At 59.4% G+C, this 25,639-nt stretch carries 20 protein-coding genes; 14 read left to right on the top strand and 6 right to left on the bottom strand.

Going from position 1 to position 25,639, the window contains the following annotated elements:
* The first annotated feature begins 56 nt into the window (after positions 1-56).
* A complete protein-coding gene (locus GGE33_RS18625) occupies positions 57-1,067 on the top strand; it encodes a helix-turn-helix domain-containing protein (RefSeq protein WP_183826387.1) in 1,011 nt (336 codons plus the stop codon).
* Positions 1,068-1,177: 110 nt separating this feature from the next.
* Here the strand turns inward: GGE33_RS18625 and GGE33_RS18620 are convergent, their stop codons facing one another.
* Positions 1,178-2,380, bottom strand: coding sequence for a M24 family metallopeptidase (locus GGE33_RS18620; protein WP_183826384.1), 1,203 nt, complete (start codon positions 2,378-2,380; stop codon positions 1,178-1,180).
* 40 nt (positions 2,381-2,420) lie between these two features.
* Positions 2,421-4,286 (bottom strand): adenine deaminase, encoded by a 1,866-nt coding sequence (locus tag GGE33_RS18615; protein WP_183826381.1) that lies wholly within the window; start codon positions 4,284-4,286, stop codon positions 2,421-2,423.
* 303 nt (positions 4,287-4,589) lie between these two features.
* Here GGE33_RS18615 and adhE point away from each other — a divergent pair, with 303 nt between their 5' ends.
* Positions 4,590-7,244 (top strand): bifunctional acetaldehyde-CoA/alcohol dehydrogenase, encoded by a 2,655-nt coding sequence (adhE, locus tag GGE33_RS18610; protein ID WP_183826378.1) that lies wholly within the window; start codon positions 4,590-4,592, stop codon positions 7,242-7,244.
* A gap of 140 nt (positions 7,245-7,384) precedes the next feature.
* Here adhE and GGE33_RS18605 read toward each other — a convergent pair whose 3' ends face one another.
* Positions 7,385-8,383 (bottom strand): LacI family DNA-binding transcriptional regulator, encoded by a 999-nt coding sequence (locus GGE33_RS18605; protein ID WP_183826375.1) that lies wholly within the window; start codon positions 8,381-8,383, stop codon positions 7,385-7,387.
* A gap of 289 nt (positions 8,384-8,672) precedes the next feature.
* Here GGE33_RS18605 and GGE33_RS18600 point away from each other — a divergent pair, with 289 nt between their 5' ends.
* From GGE33_RS18600 to GGE33_RS18545, 12 genes are all read left to right on the top strand, one after another.
* Positions 8,673-9,962, top strand: coding sequence for an ABC transporter substrate-binding protein (locus GGE33_RS18600; protein WP_183826372.1), 1,290 nt, complete (start codon positions 8,673-8,675; stop codon positions 9,960-9,962).
* A gap of 157 nt (positions 9,963-10,119) precedes the next feature.
* Positions 10,120-11,001: a carbohydrate ABC transporter permease gene (locus GGE33_RS18595; RefSeq protein WP_148146875.1), complete on the top strand. Its 882-nt coding sequence runs from the start codon at positions 10,120-10,122 to the stop codon at positions 10,999-11,001.
* Between the two features lie 10 nt (positions 11,002-11,011).
* Positions 11,012-11,851 carry a carbohydrate ABC transporter permease gene (locus GGE33_RS18590; protein ID WP_148146877.1) on the top strand — a complete coding sequence of 280 codons (840 nt, stop codon included), beginning with the start codon at positions 11,012-11,014 and terminating at the stop codon, positions 11,849-11,851.
* A 23-nt stretch (positions 11,852-11,874) separates the two neighbouring features.
* Complete coding sequence (locus GGE33_RS18585; protein ID WP_183685585.1) at positions 11,875-12,969, top strand: ABC transporter ATP-binding protein; 1,095 nt, start codon at positions 11,875-11,877, stop codon at positions 12,967-12,969.
* Between the two features lie 74 nt (positions 12,970-13,043).
* The gene (locus tag GGE33_RS18580) at positions 13,044-14,984 is read left to right on the top strand and encodes a heparinase II/III domain-containing protein (RefSeq protein WP_183826369.1); all 1,941 of its coding nucleotides are present in this window, start codon (positions 13,044-13,046) and stop codon (positions 14,982-14,984) included.
* 186 nt (positions 14,985-15,170) lie between these two features.
* A complete protein-coding gene (locus GGE33_RS18575; protein ID WP_148146883.1) occupies positions 15,171-16,076 on the top strand; it encodes a LysR family transcriptional regulator in 906 nt (301 codons plus the stop codon).
* 177 nt (positions 16,077-16,253) lie between these two features.
* The gene (locus GGE33_RS18570) at positions 16,254-17,198 is read left to right on the top strand and encodes an ABC transporter permease (protein ID WP_148146885.1); all 945 of its coding nucleotides are present in this window, start codon (positions 16,254-16,256) and stop codon (positions 17,196-17,198) included.
* Entirely contained in the window at positions 17,195-18,013 is an 819-nt protein-coding gene (locus tag GGE33_RS18565; RefSeq protein WP_148146887.1) for an ABC transporter permease, read from the top strand. The genes GGE33_RS18570 and GGE33_RS18565 overlap by 4 nt, the downstream gene beginning before the upstream one ends.
* 8 nt (positions 18,014-18,021) lie before the next feature.
* Positions 18,022-19,656, top strand: coding sequence for an ABC transporter ATP-binding protein (locus GGE33_RS18560; protein WP_183826776.1), 1,635 nt, complete (start codon positions 18,022-18,024; stop codon positions 19,654-19,656).
* 13 nt (positions 19,657-19,669) lie between these two features.
* A complete protein-coding gene (locus tag GGE33_RS18555) occupies positions 19,670-20,512 on the top strand; it encodes a serine hydrolase (RefSeq protein ID WP_394353673.1) in 843 nt (280 codons plus the stop codon).
* A 31-nt stretch (positions 20,513-20,543) separates the two neighbouring features.
* The gene (locus tag GGE33_RS18550) at positions 20,544-22,088 is read left to right on the top strand and encodes an ABC transporter substrate-binding protein (RefSeq protein WP_183826363.1); all 1,545 of its coding nucleotides are present in this window, start codon (positions 20,544-20,546) and stop codon (positions 22,086-22,088) included.
* A 125-nt stretch (positions 22,089-22,213) separates the two neighbouring features.
* Positions 22,214-23,662: a M20 family metallopeptidase gene (locus tag GGE33_RS18545; RefSeq protein ID WP_148146893.1), complete on the top strand. Its 1,449-nt coding sequence runs from the start codon at positions 22,214-22,216 to the stop codon at positions 23,660-23,662.
* Positions 23,663-23,727: 65 nt separating this feature from the next.
* Here the strand turns inward: GGE33_RS18545 and GGE33_RS18540 are convergent, their stop codons facing one another.
* The 3 genes from GGE33_RS18540 to GGE33_RS18530 are packed head-to-tail and all read right to left on the bottom strand — an operon-like array spanning position 23,728 to position 25,496.
* Positions 23,728-24,570, bottom strand: coding sequence for an FTR1 family iron permease (locus GGE33_RS18540; RefSeq protein ID WP_148146895.1), 843 nt, complete (start codon positions 24,568-24,570; stop codon positions 23,728-23,730).
* A 1-nt stretch (position 24,571) separates the two neighbouring features.
* Positions 24,572-24,904, bottom strand: a complete 333-nt coding sequence (locus GGE33_RS18535) for a cupredoxin domain-containing protein (RefSeq protein ID WP_148147068.1) — start codon at positions 24,902-24,904, stop codon at positions 24,572-24,574.
* A gap of 40 nt (positions 24,905-24,944) precedes the next feature.
* Positions 24,945-25,496 carry an iron transporter gene (locus GGE33_RS18530; protein WP_183826360.1) on the bottom strand — a complete coding sequence of 184 codons (552 nt, stop codon included), beginning with the start codon at positions 25,494-25,496 and terminating at the stop codon, positions 24,945-24,947.
* Positions 25,497-25,639: the final 143 nt, after the last annotated feature.

Raw genomic sequence — 25,639 nt, 5'->3', positions numbered from 1 at the left:
TTCAAATCAGGTGATCTGTCGCGGTATCGCACGACGCCGCAGCAAGGGAGAGATCGGTGCAGCCCGAACAATGCAAGCGGCCGGATGCCGCACAGTCGCAAAAACCTCTCAAGGTGGGTTTCATCCTTGCCCGGTCGTTCACACCGTCGGCATTTGCCATGTTCATCGACACGTTGCGTCTCGCCAGTGACCAGAAGGACCGATCCGGTCGGGTTCTTGCCGACTGGCAGGTTCTCAGCAGCACTCGGCACATGGTCACGTCCAGCTGCGGAATACAGGTTGCTCCGACGACGGATTTCATCGATCCGGCCCGCTTCGACTATATCGTCGTGGTCGGCGGGCTTCTGTCGGTGTCGCAGCCGGTCGACAACGAGACTGTTTCCTATCTGAAACGGGCGGCCGCCAGCGGCGTGCCGCTTATCGGCGTCTGTACAGGCTCCTTCATTTTGGCAGAAGCCGGCCTGATGGCGAACCACGAGAGCTGTGTCAGCTGGCTCCATCACCAGGATTTTCGCGAGCGGTTTCCGGATCTTAAGGTTCGCTCGGATCGGCTTTTCCATATCGACGGTGAGCGTGGTTCCTGTGCCGGAGGCAGCAGTTCGGCGGATCTGGCTAACGTTCTAGTCCAGCGCCATATCGGCAGGGACGCAGCCAGGAATGCTCTTGAAGTCCTGCAGATCGATCAGGCCAGATCTGCCACCCATTCGCAGGCGCGCCGACCGTTTGTCGTCGAAGCGAGAGATCCGCGCATCATCTCGGTGCTGATTACAATGGAGCAAAACCTGGAAGGCGACCTGTCGCTGGAGGGATTGGCAAAGTCGGTCGGGCTTTCCCGCCGTCAGCTCGAGCGGCTGTTCGAGGAGCAGACGGGGCTTTCCCCGGGAGCGGCCTACCGCAAGATACGCCTGGAGCGCGCCAGAGAACTCCTTCAGAACACGAACCGCGCCGTGATCGATATTGCCTTCGACGTCGGATATTCAAGCGCGTCGCATTTTACCAAGGCGTTCAGGCTTGCCTTCGGCAAGACGCCGCTGGGCGTGAGAGAAAGCCAGGCTGCAATCCATTGAGGAGCGGGGTGCCGAACGAACCGCCCTGTCGATTGCGACTGGCCTGATGTGGATAGTGCGGGGGCGCGTCCAGAAAGCCGCGCCCGCCGGAATTCCGCTAATATCTCGATTTAGCCGAAAGGCTTCTCGATCGAATGGGCAGGCTCGGTGAAGAAGACCGGGCCTTTGTCCGACATGTAGATGATGTCTTCGAGGCGCACGCCGCATTCGCCGTAGACGCAGAGCATCGGCTCGTCGGAGAAGACCATGCCGGGCTGAAGTTTCGTCTTGTTGCCGCGAACGATGAACGGGGTCTCGTGCAGGTCCATGCCCAGCCCATGGCCGGTGCGGTGCGGCAGGCCGGGAACCTGATAATCCGGTCCGTAGCCGGCATCCGTCAGCACCTTGCGGGCGGCGGCATCGACATCTTCGCAAGGTGAGCCGAGCCGGGCTGCCTCGAAGGCTGCGCGGTGGGCCGCCTTTTCCATGTTCCAGAGTTCGCGCTGGCGCTCCGTCGCTTCGCCGAAGACATAGGTGCGGGTGATATCCGAGCAATAGCGGTGGATATGCGCGCCGAGATCGATCAGCACCATGTCGCCCTTGGTGAGCGTCTGGGCGTAAGGCACGCCATGCGGATAGGCGGTCGCCTCGCCGAACTGGGCGGCGGCGAAGACATGGCGCATGCCGAGTTTCTGGTGGGCGGCGGCGATGAAATCCGTCACTTCGGTGGTCGATACACCTTCGTAAAGCCCTTCCCACACGGCCTTGTGGACGCGCAGGCTGGCGGTCATCGCCGTCTGGATGATGGCGATTTCGGTGGCCGACTTGATCTGGCGGCATTGTGCGATCAGATCGCCGGCGCCGATGACCTTAAGCCGCGCGCCGATATGGGCGGTGATCGGGCTTGAGAACATGAAGGGCGTGGCGGGATCGAAGGCCAGCACATTGCCCTCTGCGGGCAGATCGCAGATCCGGTTTGCGACGAGCAGGGCCGGGTCTTCATGCTCTTCCCAGGTGGCGATTTCACCCTCGATCTTGATAAGGGTGACCGTTTTCGGTTCCTCGAAGGCCGGGCTGATATAGATCGGCGCGCCTTTGGACGGGATGATCGCGCCGTGCAGGCGCTCGCTGGCGCCGAGCGTCATGCCGGTGAAATAGGTGAGGCTGGTCGAGGTATCGAGATAGACGGCCTTGACGCCCGCCTCCATCATCAACCCTTGCAGCTTGGCGATGCGCGATTGAAGTTCCTTATTGGAGATCGGGGCAACGTCGGCCGCGATATTTTCGAATTCGGTAAGCGATTGTTCGAAGGACTTGTAGACGGGGGCACTCATGGTCTTGTTCCTGAAACGGACTGGATTTCGAATATTCTGATTAGAAGACGACGGGGTGGGTGGCACCGGTCTCGACATTGACGAGGCCTTGCGGGGCATGGTCGCACGGCGCAACCAGAACCCAGCGCCACGGCGCGCAGGTAAGCGTGGCAAAGGCAAGCCGTTCCGGGAAGCCGGCGAACCAGCGCGGATGGAAGCTTGGCTCGTACATCCAGTCGACCTTTTCGCCTTCGGCATAGAGCGCCTGCATCTCTTCATGTAGGTCTTCCGCCGGGCGGCAGCTCATCAGGCCGGCGACTTCGTAGCGCATGCGGGCGACGACCTCACCTTCGCGCACCAGGGCCCAGCCGCCATCATTGTCGGCAACCGCGTTAACCGCCTTCGCCATTGCTTCGTCGGAAGAGCCGACGCACCAGACATTATGCTTGTCATGCGCCATGGAGCAGGCGAGTGCCGTATCGGGTGTCGACGGGCCGCAGCCGAGCCAGAACATTTTCGATACGGCGGCCTTGCCGGAAAAGCGGTCGATGACGGAGAACTTGGTGATGTTGCGGCTTTCGTCCCGTTGCACGAGACCGTTCCTGACCGGCAGGTCGAATGTCAGAAAGTCGTCGGTCCAGTGGAAGGGACGCAGAACCGCTGCCGTCATCGTCTCGCGGCCGGGTTCGGCCTTGATGGCAAAATCCTCCGCCGTCAGATCGCGACCGATATTGATGGTGTTCGTCGCCCATTCCGGCCAGTCGATCCTCGGCACGTCCGGCAGATAGGTCTTGCCGTCCGAGACCTGTTTTCCATCGGCCCAGACCTTTGCGATTTCGAATTTTTCGACATCCGACAGAAGCACGATATCGGCATAGCGGCCCGGCGCGATGGAGCCGACCCAGGGGGTGAGGCGCATGTGGCGGGCGGGGTTGATGGTGACGCACTGGATGGCGATTTCCGGTGCAAGCCCGGCCTCGATCGCAAGCCGCACATTGTGGTCGGTGGCGCCGAGCTTAAGCGTGTCGGACGCAGAGCGGTCGTCGGTGGTCAGCGCGATCTGCGACCAGTCGGCAAGGCCGCGGTCGAGCAGGCCCTTGATGACTTCCGGCAGGCTGTGCGGGCGAAGCTCCATGAACAGGCCGTGGGTGAGCTTGTCCCAGAACTCTTCTGGCGTCCATGCTTCATGGTCGGAGGCAAGGCCCGCGGCGGCGAAGGCGTTGATTGACGGCAGGTCGCGGATGCCGGCGGCATGGCCCTCGACGACGGCGCGCTTTTCGAACGTGGCGCGGATCATGCCCCAGAGGCGTTCATGCGATGGGTTTTCCGGGTTCCACACGGCCGGCCAGTCCATCACTTCGTCGAGGCCCGCCGTCATCAGGCTTTGTTGAAGAAAGGTCTTCTGCTCGTCGTAACCGAGATAACCGCCGCCATGTTCATAAGCCGTGGGCGGAACGGCGGAGCCGGGCAGGGGGAAAATCTTCAACGGTGAACCGGCCTCGCGGGCCTTCAGCCAGAATTCCAGCGTCTTTGCGCCGTTGACATTGGAAAATTCGTGGCTCGCCTCGCAGGTCCAAGTATTGCCGCGCGGCAGGACGAGAGCGGCTTCCCATTCCGGCGTCAGATGCGAGCTTTCGATATGCTTGTGCACTTCGCCAAGGCCCGGCACGGCGGAAAGATCCGGTTCGTGAACACGGGTGCTCACTTCGCCCGGATAGGAGCCGGCCTTGCCGACATAGGCGATGCGGCGATCCTTGATGATGATTTCCTGGTCTTGCGACCATGTGCGGGTCGCGACATCGAGAAGCCGTCCGACACGCAGAGCCACATCGGCCTTTTCCTTGCCGAGCGCGACCAGCGTCAGGTGCTGGCGGATCCGCACTTCGCTGTCGGCATCGATGATGGTGTCTTGAATTTCAAAAGGCATGGTTTTCTCTGCGTCGTATTTCCGGGTCGCGGGCCCTGCAGTGATAGTCCGTGGCGGGGGCCAGTCAACCGTTCAAATCCATCGGGCCGGATTGTGAGCCAAGCTTTCGCCGCTATGCACGGGTCGAGCGAAAATTGACATATGTCATTGTAGGTTTTTGCAGCCGCGACATAGTTTCCGGGAGGCCGCGAAAGGCTTGCTTCCTGGCCGCATTGGTCCAGAATTTAGTCTTCTAAATCGATTTAGTCCGCGTGATGAGCGCGACAAACCATGCACCATGATACAATTTGAGGTGGAATTATCATGACAGTTAGCACGATTGCGGATCTGGACGCGCTTGTTGCGCGGGTTGAAGCTGCGCAGAAGGCTTTTGCGAGTTTCAGCCAGGAGCAGGTAGACGAGATTTTCCGCAACGCCGCGCTTGCCGCGGCCAATGCGCGTATCCCGCTTGCCAAGATGGCGGTTGAGGAGACCGGTATGGGCGTGATGGAGGACAAGGTGGTGAAGAACCATTTTGCTTCCGAATATATCTACAACAAATACAAGGACGAGAAGACCTGCGGCGTTCTCTCCGAAGAGCCTGAATACGGGATTGCGACGGTTGCCGAGCCGATCGGCCTGATCTGCGCCATCGTGCCGACCACCAACCCGACCTCGACGGCGATCTTCAAGGCGCTGATTGCGCTGAAAACCCGCAACGGCATCGTCTTCTCTCCGCATCCGCGCGCCAAGCGCGCCACCTGCGAGGCAGCCCGCCTTGTTTTGGAGGCCGCCGTCAAGGCCGGTGCGCCGAAGGATATTATCGGCTGGATCGATGAGCCGAGTGTCGAGCTTTCCAACGCGCTGATGCATCATCCGGCGATCGACCTGATCCTGGCAACCGGTGGCCCCGGCATGGTCAAGGCCGCTTACTCGTCCGGCAAGCCGGCAATCGGCGTCGGTGCCGGCAATACGCCTGCCGTCATCGACGAATTTGCCGATATCAAGCGCGCGGTCGCCTCTATCCTGATGTCGAAGACCTTCGACAACGGCGTCGTCTGCGCCTCGGAACAGTCGGTCGTCGTGGTCGATGCCGTCTATGATGCGGTGCGCGAGCGTTTCCGCACCCATGGCGGTTATGTTCTGTCGAGCAACGAGGCAGGCGCGATCAAGAGCCTGATCCTGAAAAAGGGCTCGATCAATGCCGAGATCGTCGGCCAGTCGGCACACAAGATTGCCGAAATGGCGGGCTTCGAGGTTCCGACCGGCACCAAGGTGCTGATCGCCGAAGTCGAGGCGATCGACGAGACCGAACCCTTTGCCTATGAGAAGCTCTCGCCGCTTCTGGCCATGTACAAGGCGAAGAACTTCGAGGATGCCTGCAGCAAGGCGGAAGCGCTGGTTGCCTTCGGCGGCGTCGGCCACACCTCGGTTCTCTACACCGACCAGGATCTCCAGCCCGAGCGCATCGCCACTTACGGCGCGAAGATGAAGACCTCTCGCATCCTGATCAACTCGCCGGCCTCGCATGGCGGTATCGGCGACCTCTACAACTTCCGCCTGGCGCCGTCGCTGACGCTCGGTTGCGGCTCGTGGGGCGGCAACTCGATTTCGGAAAATGTCGGCCCGCAGCATCTGATCAACAGGAAGACGGTGGCCATGCGCGCCGAAAACATGCTCTGGCACAAGCTGCCGCCATCGATCTACTTCCGCCGCGGCAGCCTGCCCTTCGCGCTTGAAGACCTGAAGGACAAGAAGCGTTGCCTGATCGTGACCGACCGCTTCCTGTTCGAAAACGGCAATGTCAACGACACGATCCGCATCCTCAAGGATCTCGGTCTCGAGGTCGAAATCTTCTTCGAAGTCAGCGCTGACCCGACGCTTGCCGTCGTGCGCAAGGCGACAGCACTTGCCAACGCCTTCCAGCCGGACCTGATCCTTGCCGTCGGCGGCGGCTCGCCGATGGATGCGGCCAAGATCATGTGGGTCATGTACGAGCATCCGGATGTCGAGTTCACCGATCTGGCGCTGCGCTTCATGGATATCCGCAAGCGCATCTACCGCTTCCCGACGCTCGGCAAGAAGGCGATGTTCGTGGCCGTTCCGACGACCTCGGGCACCGGTTCGGAAGTGACCCCGTTTGCGGTCGTGACCGACGAGAAGACCGGCATCAAGTATCCGATCGCCGACTACCAGCTGACGCCGCATATGGCGATCGTCGACGCCAATCTGGTCATGAACATGCCGAAGTCTTTGACCGCGCACGGCGGTATCGACGCGGTGACACATGCGCTCGAAGCCTATGTCTCTGTCATGGCCAACGAATATTCGGATGGTCAGGCGCTGCAGGCATTGAAGCTGCTCAAGACCTATCTTCCCTCGGCCTACAAGAACGGCGCCAAGGACCCGAAGGCTCGCGAGCAGGTTCACAATGCCGCAACGCTTGCCGGCATTGCCTTTGCCAATGCCTTCCTCGGCGTATGCCATTCGATGGCGCACAAGATCGGTGCGGAATTCCACATTCCGCACGGCCTGTCTAACGCGCTGCTGATCTCCAACGTCGTCCGCTACAACGCGGTCGACAATCCGAGCAAGCAGGCGGCGTTCAGCCAGTATGACCGGCCGAAAGCGCTGTGCCGTTATGCCGAGATTGCCCAGCATCTCGGTCTCGGCGGCAAGAACGACGCGGCATCCGTCGAGAATCTCGTTCAGTGGCTGGAACAGCTGAAGAAGGATCTCGACATTCCTGCCTCGATCCAGGCAGCCGGTGTCGGCGAAGCCGACTTCATGGCCAAGGTCGACAAGCTCGCCGAAATGGCTTTCGACGACCAGTGCACGGGTGCCAACCCGCGTTATCCGCTGATCGCCGAAATCCGCGACGTTCTGATCGCCAGCTATCATGGCGAAGCCTATGTCGAGGAACAGGACAAGCCGGCCGCAAAGGAACCGCGTGTCGTTCCGATGAAGGCCAAGGGCTGACACTGACGTAAAACAACCTGCGCGCTGGCGGTCGCCGGCGCGCAGGGGGCCGCCTTAAATCTGGGTTGCGACTGGCTTTGGCAGGGTCACCAGGCCTGATGTCGTTGGCCGGTATCCAATGGATCAGGCTGGAATCGCATTCAGCTGAAATGGCGCTGGGTCGACTCGCGAATGATCAGAGCAGGCTCCAGCGTAAGATCCGTGGGTTGCGGCTTTTCTTCGATCATCGCAATGATCTTCTTCATCACCACCTCGCCGGTTGCCTGGCTGCAAACGTCGACAGTTGTCAGCGGTGGCGTGACGTAGCGGCTGATCGGAATATTGTCGATCCCGGCAAAGGCCACGTCATCGGGAACCTTGAAGCCAAGCGAACGGGCCTCGTTCATCATACCGATCGCCACAAGGTCATTCCAGCCAATGATCACATCCGGGCGATCCGGACGCAGCAACACGCGGGCCGCGGCGCGTTCTCCTGCTTCATTCGTCGGTTCATCCACGTCGAAGATCAGAAGTTCCACCCCTGCCGGCTCCAGGATTTGCATCAAGCCCTGAATGCGGTCAGCATTGGATGGTGCGCGCGAGTAGCCCATGTAACCGAACCGCTTGAATCCCTGCCGAACGAGATATCGCGCGAGCAGTGCGGCAACCTGAACACTGTCCGTGCCCACTGTCAGGACATCATCGCGCTCTGGCTGTCCTAAAAAGGCGACCGGTTTGTCGAGTTCGGCCAGCCAGTCAGTGACGTCTTTCGGAATGCGGGCGCTGACGATCAAGCCATCCGTGCGCGGCGCCAAGGCCTCCAATAGCGGGCGAACTGCCGCAATACTCTCCTCCATGTCCACGACGAAGAGATTGTAGCCGTTTGCCAGCGCCACCCGATTGGCACCCTTCACGACATTGGAATAATGAGGATTGGCGAGATCCATCACTGCAAGCCCGATTGCGGTCGTACGGCCGGTGACCATGGCGCGGGCAAGAGAATTCTGGCTGTAGCCCAGATTCTCGATCGCTTCGCGCAGCTTCTCTTCCACTGCCGGTGAGAATGACTGCTGGCCATTCACATATTTCGACACCGTCGCGATCGATACGCCGGCTTTCTCCGCAACATCCCGGATGGTCGGTCTTTTCGGGCGCTTCATGCAGATAAACGCTTTCCTTGTTTTCTTCTATTTAACGCAGCTGCCGGCGATGCGGATTTCGTTCTCATTTCGGGTGTTGACAATAACACATTATTTTCCGCGATTTCGGTTGATCCATATCATTCTATCAAGCTCCTGCCGCGCTAAAAATATCAGTTAAACGTTTTCCTTTTTTTGGGAAGCGTACCTTTGAGCCGATGGCTTAGAGGAAAGCGGCTCTGCCGGGGACAGACGTTTGGCATGTTCTGGAGGCGTGCAGGGCGAATGGCTATTTTAGAGGAGGTTTCCCATGAAGAAGGTAAGGGCGTTCGCGTTTGCAGCGCTGGCAAGCACGACGATGGTGTCTACGGCCTATTCGGCAGAGACGATCAATGTCTGGATGCGATACGGCGATGCCGAACGGCCGACGATTGCGCGCATCGTTGACGGGTTTACGGCCGAGACAGGGATCAAGGTGGACCTCTTTCTCGCAAATATCGATTTCGAAACGCGTCTCACACGTGCTGCCGCGGGTGGCAGCCTTCCGGATCTGGTTGTGAACGACGCCACTTTCATGGGGCAGTTGCTCGATATGGGGGTGGTCAAGCCGATCGATCGCGCTTCTTTGAAGGGTGGTGATGAGCTTCACGATGTCGCCTGGAACAGTGTTCAGGCCGCCGATGGAAACTATTACGGCGTGCCGACATCGGCGCAGGCTTTTGCGGTCTTCATCCGCAAGGACTGGCGTGAAAAGCTCGGCTATGACGTGCCCAAGACCTGGGAAGATCTCTACAACCTGGCGAAGGCCTTTACGGAAAACGATCCTGACGGGAATGGCAAGAAGGACACCTACGGCTATGTGATGCCGCTTTCCGGCACGCGTGGTTATGCATCCTGGTTCATGTCCGATCTGATCTGGCAGGCGGGCGGCGACTTCCTTCAGCAGAAGGGTGACGCCTATGTTTCGTCCATGGCAACGCCTGCCGTCGAAAAGGCTGTGACCTTCGCACGCAAGATGATCTGCGATGGTTATGCGCAGCCGGCCGCAATCACTTCGACCACCGGCGACACGCTGCCGGTCTTCGTCTCGGGACAAGGCGGGATCTTCCGCTCCGGGCCTTATCATATCGCGGCGTTTACGCGTGAACCGGGACGTGACAAGTTCGAGGTTATTGCCCCGCCTGCCGGCCCTGCCGGTCAGGCCGAACTTGCCGAAGGCGAGGCCGCATTCGTTATGGCTTCGACAAAGCATGAGGCAGAAGCAAAGCAGTTCATCGAGTATCTGGTGTCGAAGAAGGGCCAGGAAACCGGCATGGCCGCCGGTACCGGCGACAACGCCATTGTCCGCCTGTCGGTCAACAAGAATGTCGATGTGGTAAAGGTCCAGCCCGATCCGGCCTGGGGCGTTTTCGCCGATCTCTATGCCACGAATGCACGCTACTTCCCGCGCGTGCCGAACTGGAAGCCGATCCGTCAGGTCGCAGCCGATGGCCTCAATCAGATACTCTCCAGCTGCAACTCCGACATCATGTCCGGGCTGCAGGGGCTCGACAAAGCTCTTAATGCGGAACTGAAACTTCAAGAGGTCCTGGCCAAGTAACCTCTCAGGCAACATTGGCGCCGCGTGACCGTCTTTGCGTGACGCGGCGCCAACCCGGCAAATCTGCCGGCCAATTCCTCACCGTAATACTCGCAATTTATCGCCCGAGCGCCACCCGGCGCTCGCCAGGATTTCCTGGTGCCAAGCGGAGGAGCATATGTGGTTTCACTCTAAACGCCTGAGATGGATCGTTCCCTGGCTGTTTCTGGCTCCGGCCCTGATCATCTTCACATGGTTCAAGTTCGTGCCCATCATCAAAGGGCTGTTCATGAGCTTCTACAAGGTGCGCTTTTCAGGATCGGATCAATGGGTCGGGCTTGCCAATTTCGAGCGCGCGCTCTCCGACAGCGCCCTGCATGCGGCAAGCCTGAACACGCTGATCTATGTCGTCTCGACGACAATCGCGGGCGGTATCTTCGCCTTCGCCGTCGCGTTGGCGCTCGAAGGTCAGGCCCGCCACATACGGTTGATCCGCACCGCAATCTTCATTCCAGCAGTAACCTCGATCGCTGTTCTCGCTGAAATCTGGCGGATCCTGTTCTATCCCGGCGCAGATGGTGTCGTGAACCAGATGCTCGGCGTTTTCGCCGTCGGGCCGCAGGGCTTCATGTCCGATCCCGATCAGGCACTCTTCATCGTCATCCTGATGCAGATCTGGAAGAACGTACCTTATAACATGATGATCTTCATTGCCGGTCTCGCAAGCATCAATCGTGAGCTTTACGATGCAGCATCCGTCGATGGGGCCAGCGCGTTTCGCAAGCTGTGGCACGTCACCATTCCCGGCCTCGTCCCGGCATTCTCCGTCGTCGTCATGCTCTCGCTCATTCGCGGCTTTCGCGTCTTCACCGAGGTCTACACCACGACCGGCGGCGGCCCGGCTAATGCCACCGAAGTCATCATGACGAATATCTTCAAAGCCGGTTTTGAACGCTTCGACTACGGCTATGCCGCCGCGGTTTCCTTCTTGCTGTTCGCCTTCACCGTATGCCTGACAATCGTGCATGTCAGCGTGAAGAACCGGATCGATCGGACCTGAGGAGCTTCCGATGAAAATGACAATCCCGCAACGCATTGCCCGCGGTCTGGTCTATGCTCTGTTGCTCATCGTATTCTGCGGTCCCTTCTGGGGCATCCTGGCGACCGCCTTCACAAAGAATACGGTTCAGCCGGGCCAGCTTGTCCTGTGGCCGAGCAATCCGACTTTCGATCACTTCATCTACGCATGGTCTGAAGTCAAAATCTGGATCTACCTCTTCAACTCGCTGTTCGTCGTCGCGATCGCGACGGTGCTGCAGACATTTGTCAGTGCTCTTGCGGCCTATGCGCTGGCTCGCAAGAAGTTTCGCGGTGCAGCCATCGTCAGTCTGGCAATCATCTCGACCATGATGCTGCCCGACGAGGTCATCGCGATCCCGCTCTATCTCATCCTGCATGCGGAACTGCCGCTGCTGCATACGTCGATCTACAACACCTATGCGGCCATGATCCTTCCAGTTGTCGGCTGGGCTTTCTCTGTCTTCCTCCTTACGGAATTCATGAAGGCGATCCCGCGTGATCTGGAAGATGCAGCACGCGTTGATGGCGCCAATGAGCTGCAGATCTTCTGGCGCGTGGTGCTGCCGCTCGTCAGGCCGGCGCTTGGTACGGCAACCATCTTCGGCTTCCTGATGATCTGGGATCAGTATCTTCTGCCGCTGATCGCCGTCGATGATCGCAATCTCTACACGCTCCCCGTCATCCTGCGCTCCCTGCGCGTCGACGAGGTGCTGCAGCAAAACATCTTCATCGCCGTCACAGTCGTCGCCACGGTGCCCTGCATCGTCGTCTATCTCCTGCTTCAGAAACAGTTCAATCGCGGGCTGATGTCCGGCGCAGTCAAGGGCTGAAGCGAAAGGTTCGGGTGAATAAAATGGGTTCAGTTAGCCTTCACAATGTCAACAAGTCCTTCAAGGCCGTCGATGTCATTCATGATGTCGCTCTTGAGATCGAAGACGGAGAGTTCTGCGTCCTGATCGGTCCTTCGGGATCGGGGAAATCGACCCTGCTCCGCATCATTGCCGGCCTGGAAGAGGTCTCGAGCGGAACCGTTTCGATCAACGGCAAGGATGTCACGGAGCTTGCTCCGAAACAGCGCGATATCGCGATGGTGTTCCAGACCTACGCGCTCTACCCGCAGATGACAGTCGCCGAAAACATGGGGTTCGCGTTGAAACTGGCGGGAATGCCGAAAGCTGAAATCGCGGAAAAGGTAAGGCAGACGGCGCGCATGCTGGAATTGGAGCCGTTGCTCGATCGTCTTCCAAAGGCACTGTCCGGCGGTCAGCGGCAACGCGTCTCGATGGGCCGCGCCATCGTGCGTGATCCTTCGGTTTTCCTGTTTGACGAACCTCTTTCCAATTTGGACGCCAAGCTTCGTGTCCAGGTGCGCGGCGAAATCGCCGACCTGCATAAGCGTCTCGGTACGACCTCGATCTACGTGACGCATGACCAGGTCGAGGCCATGACGCTCGGCCAGAAGATCGTCGTGCTGAGGGACGGACGCGTGGAACAGGCGGGGCCGCCGCTGACGCTCTACAACGATCCGGTCAACACATTCGTCGCCAGTTTCCTCGGCACGCCATCGATCAATCTGATCGAGGCCCGTGTGGAATTAAACGGCGGTGAAGCTGCCGCGCGCCTCACGGACGGAGCATTGCTTCCATTGGGAGCCGCCCAGGATTTCACGGAAGGTCAGGCAATCCTTTATGGCATCCGGCCGGAGCATGTCGGGATTGTCGCCGGCACGCAGGAGGGCGGTATCGCCGCCACCATTCACGCGGTCGAAAATACCGGCTCGGACATGGTGATCCTTTCGGATGCGCAAGGATTCCGCGTCTCTGCCGCCTTCAAGGAGCAACGGCCTCTGGAAGCGGGACAGATCGTGACGCTTATCCCGGACCATTCCAAGGTTCGCGTATTCGACGCGGAAAGCGGAAAACGCATCCGTCGGCATGAAGACAGCTGAACCATCAGAAATAACGGAAGTGGCGCGCCGGCCGGTTCTGGAACCGACGGCGCTGCCTGAATGGGAATATCGAAATGTTCAAAGACGCGATGAAGATCGAACAACTTCTCAAGGGATTGTCCGAAAACCGAAACTGGAAGCCGTTTCCCGGCATTCAGGACCGTTCTCAGTGGAAGGCCGTCGTCGGTGATCCGAATCTGAAAGTCGCGGCGGAGGCGATAATCGCGGTCGCGGATCTTTTGCTGGATCAGGAAATCGATCCGCTGACCGGCTCCATGTACATGAATTTCATGACGAATGGCGACCGGCTTCTTTATGAGGAGAACTACTTTCGCCGCCGCTACGAACTCTCCCATCTCGTCATCGCCGAATGCCTGAAGGCCGACGGAACCTATCTTCCTAAGATCATTGACTACTTCTGGGAAATCCTGGGCGAAATAAGCTGGTGCGTGCCGGCGCATAATTTTGCCGGGCAGCACGATATGGTGATGTTCAAGCAGCCCAATCCGTGGAAGGAAGACGATCCGCTTCCGGTTCCCGGCGACGACTATCTCGATCTCTTTGCCTGCGAAACGGCGGCGACATTGGCCGAGGCATGTTATCTTTTGAAGCACACCCTGCTCGAAACCGTGCCGTCGCTCTATTATCGCATCCAGGGCGAGATCGATCGCCGTGCGCTGAAGCTTCTCGAAGGACCGAAACATTACGGCTGGTATCTCGGCCGCAACAACTGGACGGCATGGTGCGCGCACAATCTCTTGCTCGCCGCCTGCTATACGGTCGAAGACGACCAGCGCCTCGCGGCTATCGCCATGAAGCTGATGGTGCCGATGCAGCGCTTCTTCGATACAATCGAGCCATCGGGCGCCTGCATCGAGGGACCGGGCTACTGGGTGGTCAGCGCCGGACGGCTTGCCGGTTTCGTCAGCCTTGTCGAAGAACGTTTCAGCATCGATCTGAAGGCGGGGGACAATCAGAAATTCCGCAATTTCGGGGAGCATATCCTGCCGCTCAATATCGGGGGCAACCTCTTCGTCAACTTCGCGGATGGCAGTCTGAAGATCGATCTGGATCAGGGACTGCTCAGCCGCTATGCGAGCCTTATCGGCTCTGACCAGCTGTCCGGTCTCGTTGGCGATGATATAGACCGCTCGGCCAGGCACAAGCTGGCCAATCCGGGCCGGGGCCGGGGGCGCAACGATTACGCCCGCCAGTTTCTCGTTCATCTGACCCGACTGCTTTTGTGGACGCCGGAAAACAGGAAGTCGGCGGCAAGGACATGCGAGAAAAGCGTTTGGCTGGCCGACATGCAGATGATGATTGCCCGCTCCGACGAAAAAGCCGGTGCCGGGCTGATGCTGAGCGCAATCGCCGGCAGCAATGACCCGGAGGTCAACCATCACTCCCATAACGACGTTGGCCATTTCAGCGTCTATCTGGACGGTGAGCCGATGATTATCGATCTGGGGCAGGGGGCCTATTCGCGCGCTACTTTCACCGAGACGCGATATGATATGTGGCATATCAGTTCGAAGGGGCACAACGTTCCTGCCGTGAACGGCCATCTGCAATATGCGGGAAAAGGCTCGCAAGCGCGCGATGTTGCGTACCGCCACGAAGGTACCAGCAGCTACCTGTCTCTTGACGCAAGCCCGGCTTATTTCCGTGATCCCGGATCGCGGCGAATGATCCGACACCTCAATTTCAGCCATGACACGGCAAAGATAGAGATCAGCGACAAGATCGATTTGGGCGAGCCGCTCACCCGCTTTGAACTTCCTCTTTACGTCTCGGATCGAAAAATAGTGGTTGGGACTGACGGGGTGTGCCGGCTCTACGGGACGCACAGCGTACTGGCCATCACCCCGGAAAATCTTCGCGTCACCGGTTTGGAGCCGATCGAGATTACAGATCCGCGCCACCTCGATGTCTGGGGAAGCCGGGTTTTCAAGATCGGTTTCGAGGCGATTGACATCGAAAAGGCGATCTTCGGTTTCTCGATCGAGATCGGCTGATCTCTGTTGAGTTCTGCGCAGCGCTTATCGTTGATCCATCAGAGGGTGAGTGAAAGCGCTGCCGATGTTGGCCCCGAGCTCCGTGCCGGATGCTGGCAGATAGCATATCGTGAGAGATGTGGCATATGTTGTCGGAAGCGGAAGATCCGGCCTGGCAGTCATTATCGAAATCACGAGATCCAATCCATGAACATCAAGCAACTGGAAGTGCTTCGCACGCTTCTGGCAACCGGCTCGACGATTGCCGCTGCAAAGACGATGGGCCTCAGTCAGTCCGGTGTCAGCCGCATGCTGCAGCAGCTGGAGCAGGATCTCTCGATCACGTTGTTTGTGCGTGACAAGGGCCGTCTCATCGCGACGCCCGAGGCGCTTGCGCTGGGCCATGACGCGGAAAATGTTCTTCTTGCCGTGGACCGTATGTCCAGCCATGCGGAAGATCTGCGCAGCGGTGCATCCGGCCCGGATATCGTGCGCATCGGGCTGCCAAGCAGCATGTGGGAAAATTTCGCTCCGGCCATGCTGGTGGATTATATTCGTGACTTTCCAGGTGTGCGCATAGAGACTTTTTTCGAAACCACGACGGCGATCAACAAGCTGGTTGGGGAACGTATCATCGATCTCGGTTTCCTGCGCATGGAAGGGGAGACAGGACCCGGTATTGTGGTCGACAAGGTGGCAAGCGGCACGAGTGTCTGCGTCGTGCCCAAGGACCATCCATTGGCGGAACTGGAAACGATCTCGGCAAAGGACCTGCGCAATGTGCCGCTGGTTCTTATCGGTCGGCAGAGACCGAACCGGATGGCACTCGACCAGCAGTTTGCACGCGCCGGTGTGAAGCAGATGGTGAAGATCGAGACGCATACCAACAGCTCGGCCTGTGCCTATGTTGCGCAGGGGTTGGGTGTGTCGATCATCAGCAGTTTCTACGCCAATCTGTATCGGCATCTCCCTGTCGTGCAGCGCCCTTTCGTTCCACAGGCCAGGCAGGATTTCGGCCTGGCGCGGGCTGCGGGCTTTCCGCTGTCGATCGCGGCGCAAGCCTTGAGCGATGCACTGCAGCGGCAAATTCAGCTTTCTCAAAAAATCGAATGAGATTAGCTAATTAATCCTGAAACTCGGGCTTTCCGGCCGACGAAGTGCGGCCCGCGAGATGCATAGACATATGACAAAATCGCATAATATTGCGTATCAAAAGTCATTTCGTCATAGTCTTAACTAACGAAACCGATGCTGGCGGGATGGAAAGCCGCCTTCAATCGTGGGGAAACAATGCTGAGATTTATCCTGAGCCGTCTTCTGATGGCGCTGCCAACGATCGTGCTTGTCTCGATCACGGTTTTTGCGTTGATCCGCTTCATTCCCGGTGACCCCGCAGCGCTGATGCTGGGCGACATGGCGCAGCCCGACCAGATCGCCGCCATGCGCACCGAGCTTGGCCTCGACAAATCGATGCCGCAACAATTCGCCATCTGGGCTGGAAATGTCCTGCAGGGTGATTTCGGGCGCTCGATCGTCAATGACGAGGAAGTCCTGCCGCTCGTCGTCTCGCGCTTCATGGTCAGCGCGGAAATCGTCGTGATCGCCGTTCTGCTGGCCAGCCTGATTGCGGTGCCTGCCGGTGTGATTGCAGCCTGGCGGCAGAACAGCGCAACCGATCTGGCGCTGGTCGGTACCGCGACGGTGCTTTTGTCGATCCCGACATTCTGGCTCGGCCTTCTGCTGCTGCTTTTGTTCGGGCTGAAACTCGGCTGGCTGCCGGTTCTCGGTTACGTGTCGATCGGCGACAATGTGGTCGGCGGCTTGCTCTATCTGGTGCTGCCGGTGATGACGCTGGTCATCCATGAGGCGGGCGTGCTGATCCGCATGGCGCGCGCCTCGACACTGGAAGTCCTGCGTCTCGACTACATCACCCATGCCCGCGCCAAGGGGCTTTCGGAAAGCGCCGTGTTGTGGCGGCATGCATTCAAGAACGCATTCGGCCCGACATGGACGATGATCGGCCTCATTCTCGGCAACCTGCTTGGCGGCATTGCGGTCATCGAGACGGTGTTCACCATTCCCGGTCTCGGCCGCCTGATGGTCGACAGCATTTTTGCCCGCGATTATCCGGTTATCCAGGGCTGCCTGCTGTTCGTTTCCCTCTCCTACGTGCTGGTCAATCTCGTCGTAGACCTGCTTTATCCCCTGTTCGATCCGCGGGTTGTCGCCGAATGAAAAAGTTCACTCTCAACGGCCTTATCGGCGGGTTTCTCATCACCGTTCTCATCGCAACCGCCGCACTTGGCTTGTTCTGGACGCCGTTCGACCCGATGAAACTGTCGTTCACCGCCCGTCTTGCCGGGCCGAGCGCCACGCATCTTCTCGGGACGGACGAATTCGGCCGCGATGTCCTGAGCCGCCTGATGGTCGGAGCCCAGGCAAGCGTCTGGATCGGCTTTCTGACCGTCAGTTTCGCCACGATCTTCGGCACTCTCATCGGCCTTGTCAGCGGTTATGCGCGCGGCTGGGTGGATGGGGCCATCATGGCCGTCAACAACGCGCTTCTGGCATTTCCCGGCATTCTTTTGGCGCTTGGCCTGCTCGCCGTTTTCGGCGCCAACCAATACGGCATCATCTTTGCGCTCGGTATTGCCTACACGCCGTCGATGGCGCGCGTGGTGCGCGGCGCCGTGCTGTCGCTGCGCGAGCGCGAGTTCATCGAAGCCTCGCGGGTGATGGGCAATGGGGAGCTGTTCACGCTGTTCCGACATGTCCTGCCGAACTGCCTTGCGCCGATCACCGTGCTTGCCACCTCGATGTTCGGCTGGGCGATCCTGTCGGAAAGCGCGCTTTCCTTCCTCGGTCTCGGCGTGCCGCCACCGGCACCCACATGGGGCAATATGCTGGCCGCCGGCCGTCCCTTCATCCAGCAGGCCGTCTGGCTGGGTCTTTTCCCCGGTATCTGCATCGCGCTGACCCTGCTCGGCATCAATCTGCTCGGCGACGCCCTTCGCGACCGCCTCGACCCGCGCATGAGGGGCCTGAAATGACCAAGGACATGTCCGCAGAAACGCTTTTGAGCGTCAACAGCCTTTCGCTTGAAGTTGCTCATACCGGTCTCGAGGTGGTCAAGGGCATCTCCTTCGACATCGCGCCGGGCGAAATCTTTGGCATCGTCGGCGAAAGCGGTTCCGGCAAGACGCTGGCCACCCGTGCGCTGATCTCGCTTCTGCCTCCGGCGATCAAGGTTACGGGTGGCTCCGTCCGCTACAAGGGCCGCGATGTCCTGACGATGAAGGACAGGGAGCTTCGGCATCTGCGCGGCGGCGAAATCGGCGTGGTTTTCCAAGAGCCGATGACATCGCTCAACCCGTCGATGACCATCGGCCGGCAGCTGGAGGAGGGGCTTGTCCTTCACACCAAACTGTCGCCACAGGAACGTCGCGCCCGCATTCTCGACATGCTGAAGCGTGTCGGCATCAAGGATCCGGAGGGAGCGCTTGCCGCCTATCCGCACGAATTTTCCGGCGGCATGCGCCAGCGTATCATGCTCGCGTCGGTCATGCTGCTGAAACCGGCGCTGTTGATCGCCGACGAACCGACCACAGCGCTCGATGCCGTCATCCAGCGCGATGTGATGGAACTGATGGTGGAACTGACGCGGGCCGAAGGCACCGCCGTTCTCTTGATCAGCCACGACCTGCCGATGGTGGCGCGTTATACGAGCCGCATCGTGGTGATGGAAAAAGGCTCGATCGTCGAGCAAGGGCGCACCGAAGACCTGCTGGATGCCCCGCAGCACCCCTATACGAAGAAGCTGCTCTCCTCGCTGCCGTTCCGCGGTGAAGCGCGTGCGCTCGATACGTCGAAGGCACCGATGGTTTCGGCCCGCAATATCGTTGTCGATTATGCGGGACGCAAATCTTTGCTCAAGAAGGCGAAACCCAAGCGCGCCCTGCATGGCATCAGCATCGATATCCACGAGGGCGAGGTCGTCGCGCTGGTCGGCGGCTCCGGTTCCGGCAAGACCACGCTTGGACGGACGATTGCCGGTCTGGTCAAGGAAAGCGAAGGCGATATCCGCTTTCAGGGCCGTTCACGCGACGAGGACTGGCGCGACTATCGCCTGAATTGCCAGATGGTGTTTCAGGACCCGTATTCCTCGCTCGATCCGCGCATGACCATTCTTGCGCTGGTAGAGGAGGCGCTTCGCCTGGTGCCAGATCTCGACGCTCAGGCGAAGCGCAAGCGGGCGCTGGAAACGCTGGAGGAAGTAGGCCTTAACGCCGATTACGCCAGCCGCTATCCTCACGAGCTTTCCGGTGGCCAGCGGCAGCGTGTGGCGATTGCCCGCGCGATTGCCCGCCGGCCGCGCTTCCTGATCGCCGACGAGCCGGTCTCGGCGCTCGACGTGACGGTGCGCGCACAGGTGCTCGACCTCTTTTCCGACCTGCAGAAACGCTACGGCTTTTCCTGCCTGTTCATCAGCCACGATCTCGGCGTGGTCGAGCAGGTGGCTGACCGTGTCGTCGTCATGCAGGACGGCCGGATCATCGAAGAGGGAGATCGCGACACGATCTTCGACAACCCCAGGCAAGCCTACACCCGCCGCCTGCTCTCGGCCATTCCCGCGCTCGGCCACAACGAGCGGGGCGGCGTGACACTCAAATGGCGGCTCGAAAACGATGCATAACAGGATGAATACGATGACCATTTCCGACCAGCTGTTCGCGATCTGCGATGCACAGCCCTTTGTCACCCGCTTCATGGTGCGCAATCTGCTGACCGGTGAAGAGATCAGACGCGGCGCCGATGAGGAAACGCCCTCCGGCAGCACCCGCAAGACGTCGATCATGATGGCCGCACTGAAGGCGGCACATGAAGGGCGGCTCGATCTGGATGAACCGGTGACCTACGAGGAAAGGTTGGCCAAGGAAGTGGCGAGCGGCATGTTCCGCTACATGACGCCGGGTATCGTGATTTCGCTGAGAGACGCGATCACCGGGATGATGACGCTGAGCGACAACGTCTGCACGAAAATGGTGCTGGAGCGGCTGACGCTGGAAGAGGTGGATGGCTATTGCAAGGCGCTCGGCATGGCCAATACACATCATCGTTTCCTCATTCCGCCGCTCGCCCTGCCGGCCGACCATGCGCTGACGACGGTGACGACGACATCGGCCGCCGATCAGGTTCTGCTGCTGCAGACCATTCTCGATGCGCAATCCTCGACGCAGGCGCAGGAGAAGCTCGGATGTAGCGCCGAACTGTGCTCCTTCGCCATGGAGACGCTGAAGCACCAGATCCTGCGTTACGGCATCCGTTCACGCCTGCCGTTCGAAACGCTGGTGGCGAGCAAAAGCGGGCGCGGCAAGCGCGGCCGCATGGATGCCGGCATCGTTTACAAAGGTGGCGCGCCGTTCTTCATCATCACCGCCTATACCGATGACGTGCCGCAGGTCATGGCCGATGGCACGCCGGGATACACGCTTTCGCTCGAAACGATCGGCCGGCTGGCGCAGGCCTGCTGGAACGGGTTCCAGTCGTAGACATCAACAATAGCAAAAAGAGGGTAGAACAATGAAAAAGCTTCTTCTGGCAGGCACGGCTCTGCTTGCAATGACCAGTATAACCAATGCCCGCGATATCACGATCGCGCAGAGTTCCGATCTGCGCAGCGCCAATCCCGGCGTCAACCGCGATGGCAATACCGATGGCGTCATCCTGCATATCGTCGAGGGGCTTGTCGGTTACAACAATAGCGGCGAGGTGAAGCCGCTTCTGGCCAAGAGTTTCGAAACCTCCGCCGACGGCCTGACCTATACGTTCAAACTGCGCACGGATGTGAAATTCCACAACGGAAAGACGATGACGGCGGAGGATGTCGTCTGGAACTGGACGCGGTACCTGAAGCCGGAAACCAAATGGACCTGCCTCAACGACTTCGCCAAGGGCGGTGCAGCACCGGTTACGGACGTGAAGGCCGCGGATGCTTCGACCGTCGCAATCACTCTTGAAAAGCCATCTGCGGTTTTCCTCGGCCTGATGTCGCGTCCGGAATGCGGTTATACCGGCATGATCTCACCGGATTCCGTTGCTGCCGATGGCAGCTTCGTCAAGCCGATCGGCACCGGACCGTTTCAATGGGACGAGTGGAAGAAGGGTGAGTATATCCATCTGAAGAAATTCGCTGATTACGTCTCGCCGGAGAATGACGGCAAGCCGGATGGCATGGTCGGCTCCAAACGGCCGCTGGCCGACGGCATCAAGTTCATGATTATCCCGGATGCATCGACCGTGAAGGCCGGTCTGGAGTCCGGTGTACTCGATACGGCCGAAATTTCACCCGATCTTATCCCGGAGTTCAAGGCCAGCGATAAGACGCAGCTGATCGTTTCGCGCAACAACGGCAAGAACCTTTTCTATATCCAGACCCGCGACAAGGTCTTGAGCAATCCTGGCGTGCGTCGCGCCATGGCGATGGCGCTCGATCTCGATGAACTGGTGGCCGCCGCGTCAAACGGGACCGGCGAGGCGAACGGCTCGATGGTGTCGCAGGACAGCGTCTATTTCGACGAGACCCAGAAGACGCGTCTTCCCTACGATATCGAGGCTGCCAAGAAGGAACTGGCGGATGCCGGCTACAAGGGTGAGCCGATCTCGATCATCGCCAACAAGCGCGGCAACGTGCCGAGCTTCCCGGCGGCCGTCATGGCGCAGGCGATGATGCAGCAGGCGGGCCTCAACGTGCAGATCGAAGTGCTGGACTACGCGACCCAGGTCGACCGCCGTCGCTCCGGCAATTATCAGGTGATCTCGCAGTCGGTCGCGCCGCGTCTCGACCCGGCGCTGATGTATTCTTTCTATGTCGGCAACAAGGACAAAAACGCCTCGCTGATGTGGGACGATCCGAAAGCCGTCGAGCTGATGAATGCCGCCTATGCAGAAGCCGATCAGGAAAAGCGCCAGAAGATCTTCGATGAGTTCCATGAGCTGATGCTGAAGGAAATGCCGGGCATCTTTCTCTACGACATGGTGGACGTCTGGGGCGCGACGAAGAAGCTGAAAGGCCAGCCGGTCTGGCAGTCGAATGCCCGCCTCTGGGAAGTCTCGGTCGAAGACTGAGTTTTGAGCGCGCCGGCAAGGATCGGCGCGCCTGTCTACCTTTTCAAGGAAATTCAACCGGCGGGAGATCGCCGGATGTTTTTCTGCGTCCTGAGGGCGCTCACACATTCATGCGAGGACAGGCCATGAACCGCGATGCCGTGACGTCGATTGCCAACGCGATCGAAGAGATGAAACCGGAATTCTCCGAACTCAGCGACAGAATCTGGGATTTTGCCGAGTTGAAGTTCGAAGAAAGGCGTTCGTCGGATATGCTGGCAAAAGCGCTGGAGAAGAATGGGTTTGCTGTGCGTCGTGGCGTGGCGGGCATGGACACGGCCTTCATCGGCGAATTCGGCAGCGGCAAGCCGGTGATCGCGCTGCTCGGAGAATTCGACGCCTTGGCGGGAATGAGCCAGGCTGCGGATGTGGCCGAGCCGAAGCCGATCGTTTCCGGCGCGACCGGCCACGGCTGTGGCCACAATCTCTTAGGTGTCGGTTCCCTGATGGCGGCCATCGCGCTCGCCCGGCATATGAAGGACAACAACCTAGCTGGCACCGTGCGTTATTACGGTTGCCCGGGCGAGGAAGGCGGCTCCGGCAAGACATTCATGGTGCGTGCGGGCCTGTTTGATGACGTCGATACGGCGCTTACCTGGCATCCGGCGCCATTCAACGGCGTACGCTCCACCAACAATCTGGCGGTCCTTGAATATTTCTATCGCTTCAAGGGCCTTGCCGCCCATGCCTCGAATGCAGCGCATCTCGGCCGTTCGGCGCTGGATGCCGTTGAACTGATGAATGTCGGCGTCAATTTCCTGCGCGAACACATGCCCCAGGATTGCCGCGTGCATTATGCGATAACCGATACCGGAGGGCGCGCCGCCAATGTCGTGCAGGCCCAGGCTGAAGTTGTCTATCTGGTCCGCGCGCCGGAAATGTCGCAGGCGCTCGATCTTGCCAAGCGGGTCGACAAGGTTGCCCGCGGCGCGGCGATGATGACAGAGACCGACGTTGAGATCGTCTTCGACACAGCCTCCACCAATCTTCTGCCAAACATCACGCTCGAAACGGCCATGCATGACAACATGGTGGCGCTCGGTCCCATCGCTTTCGATGAAACGGATCTCGCATTCGCCAAGTCTATCCAGGACACGTTTACTGACGAAGCTATCAGGAGCAGCATCCGCCTTTATCAGATCAAGGGCGATGTTTTTTCCAATGCAAAGGTCGATGGTTCGACACCGTTGCATCTGGGTCTGCGCGACTTCGAGGGGTCTTCGCATTTCCGTGCCGGATCTACGGACGTGGGAGATGTAAGCTGGGTAACGCCGACAGCGCAATGCTGGACGCCCACCTGGGCAATCGGCACCAATCCTCACACCTGGCAGGTGGTGGCACAGGGAAAAAGCGCGGGTGCTCACAAAGCCATGGCACATGCAGCCAAGACGCTGGCGGCGACTGGCCTCTCGCTTATGACGTCTCCCGAACTTCTGGAAGCCGCAAAGGCGGAATGGACAGAGAAGACAGATGGCCGGAAATATGTGTGCCCGATCCCCGACAATGTGATGCCCGCCACACATTCCTCTGTGTGAAAAGAGATACGGCCATTCAGGGAATGGCCACACCATATGCTGACACGAAGTGCCCGGGCAAATCGCTAGTGGTGCGAAGCGGTCGAGAACGAACCTTTGCGTGGGCGGTAGATGACGGCCAGCACCGCGATCCAGTAGCCAAAGAAGACAATGAGCTGCATCAGGTTCGGCCGGGCGCGATAGCCGGTCATGGATGCGAAGAAACCGCCGACTGTCGTGCCGTCGGACATTAGGAAATTGCTGTTCCACAGCGCACGAGACAGGCGCGGCAGGATATCGAGATTGATCAATCCGTCGATCCCGGTCATCAGCAGGCCGCAGGCGAGGAAGAGCAACACGATCTCGGAAATCCGGAAGAAAACCCTCCAGGAGATGACCCGGCTGCCGGTCATCAGCAGGGCATAGGTGATTGCGGCTGCGACGAAACCGGTCACTCCGGCAAGAATGCCGGCAAGCAGCGAGCCCATGACACCAGCAGACAGAATGCCATAGATGAACACGACCGTTTCACTGCCTTCGCGGGCAACCGCAATGAGCGCAAGCGCGAAGACACCCCACCAGCTGCCTGCGGCAACCGCCGTGCTGAGCGAGCTTTCGAGCTCGCCGCGCATCGAGCGGCCGTGGCTGCGCATCCAGAAGACCATCTGCAGGATCAGCCCGGCTGCGAGCAGCGCGATCACCGTCTGGTAGATCGTCTGGGCGTCGTCGGAGACTGTTTCGCCCAGCCAGAGCAGGAGTCCTGCAAGCACACCGGCGACGCCGAGCCCCGCCGCTGCGCCTCCCCAGAGAAAACCGCGGGCGCGGCGCGTCTCCACGCTCCGGCTGACCAGCCAGGCATCGAGAATGCCGATCACCAAAAGGGCTTCGACGCTCTCGCGCCAGACGACAAAGGCAATGGAGGCAAACATGTCAGTCCTCAGAAGGAACCGCGACGAGAACGGCGGGCGGAGCGTCCGGATGAAAATCGTCGAAGAACGAATATTCGCCCGGATCAAGATATTTGATGACGATGAAGGTGGAGACCCCCGGTCCGATCACCTTCTCCTTGCTCAACGGAATGCTCTCGAACTCCGCCGGTGTCTTGCCGTTGTTGATCAGCCGGATTTCGAAGCGGGTTTCGGCCGGCACTTCGAGACGCGACGGCGAAACCACGCCATCGTTGAACGTTATGGTGAAGCTTGGATCGTCAGCGGCCGCCACTATTGCCGGCGGAACAATCGAAAACGCGAGGAACAGCGCCATGGTGAGGCCAAGGCACTGTTCCTTACGGGGGGAAGAGTGATCAGTAGCCACCCTTTTTGCCCACGCCCGTGAAAGTGAAGTCATAGCTGGTCTCGAACGGCTCGAACCATTTGGCGACGCCGGTTTCGTCATCGACATGGCGGCCGAACATCATCCCGTCCGGCGCTGCAATCTTGAACACGAGGTTATAGTCGCCGGGGCCGTCGAGCTTGACGTTGTCGCCGTAATGCGGCCCGTCGGAGGCAACCATCGGCATCAGCGGGCCTTCCGACACTTTCACGCCGCCCTTGGTCAGCACATAGCTAATCGTCAGGTTCGGCACCCAGTCGCCATTGGCAAACCCGTTCTTGTTATCCTTCGTCGCGTGGATATCGGCTTCCAGATGCACGTCGGAATCGGCGGCTGCGCGCATCATGTGAGCCGGCTCCATCAGGATCGGCTGCAGATAGACCGCAGCCACTTCCATACCGCCTGCTTCCTGCGGCTCGCCGATCGGATATTCCAGGGCAGATGCCGAGCCGGCGGAAAAGAGTGTTGCAGCAGCAAAAGCGGCGGGCAGGAATGCCGTCTTGAAAATTCGGGTTTCGCGCATAACAGGTCCTTTTCGGGAAAATGTGGCGCGAACATCTGCCTGGAAAAATGTGGAGTCAAGCCTGAAAGTTTTCATCAAGGTCATGATATAAATGACAAAATTCAAATACTTCGGCTGATCTCCATGTTAAATATGAGAGTGTT

This window comes from Aliirhizobium cellulosilyticum, assembly GCF_014198105.1.
GTDB lineage: Bacteria > Pseudomonadota > Alphaproteobacteria > Rhizobiales > Rhizobiaceae > Neorhizobium > Neorhizobium cellulosilyticum.
The sequence above is the reverse complement of the archived record's forward strand: the minus strand, read 5'-3'. Positions and strand labels throughout refer to the sequence as shown.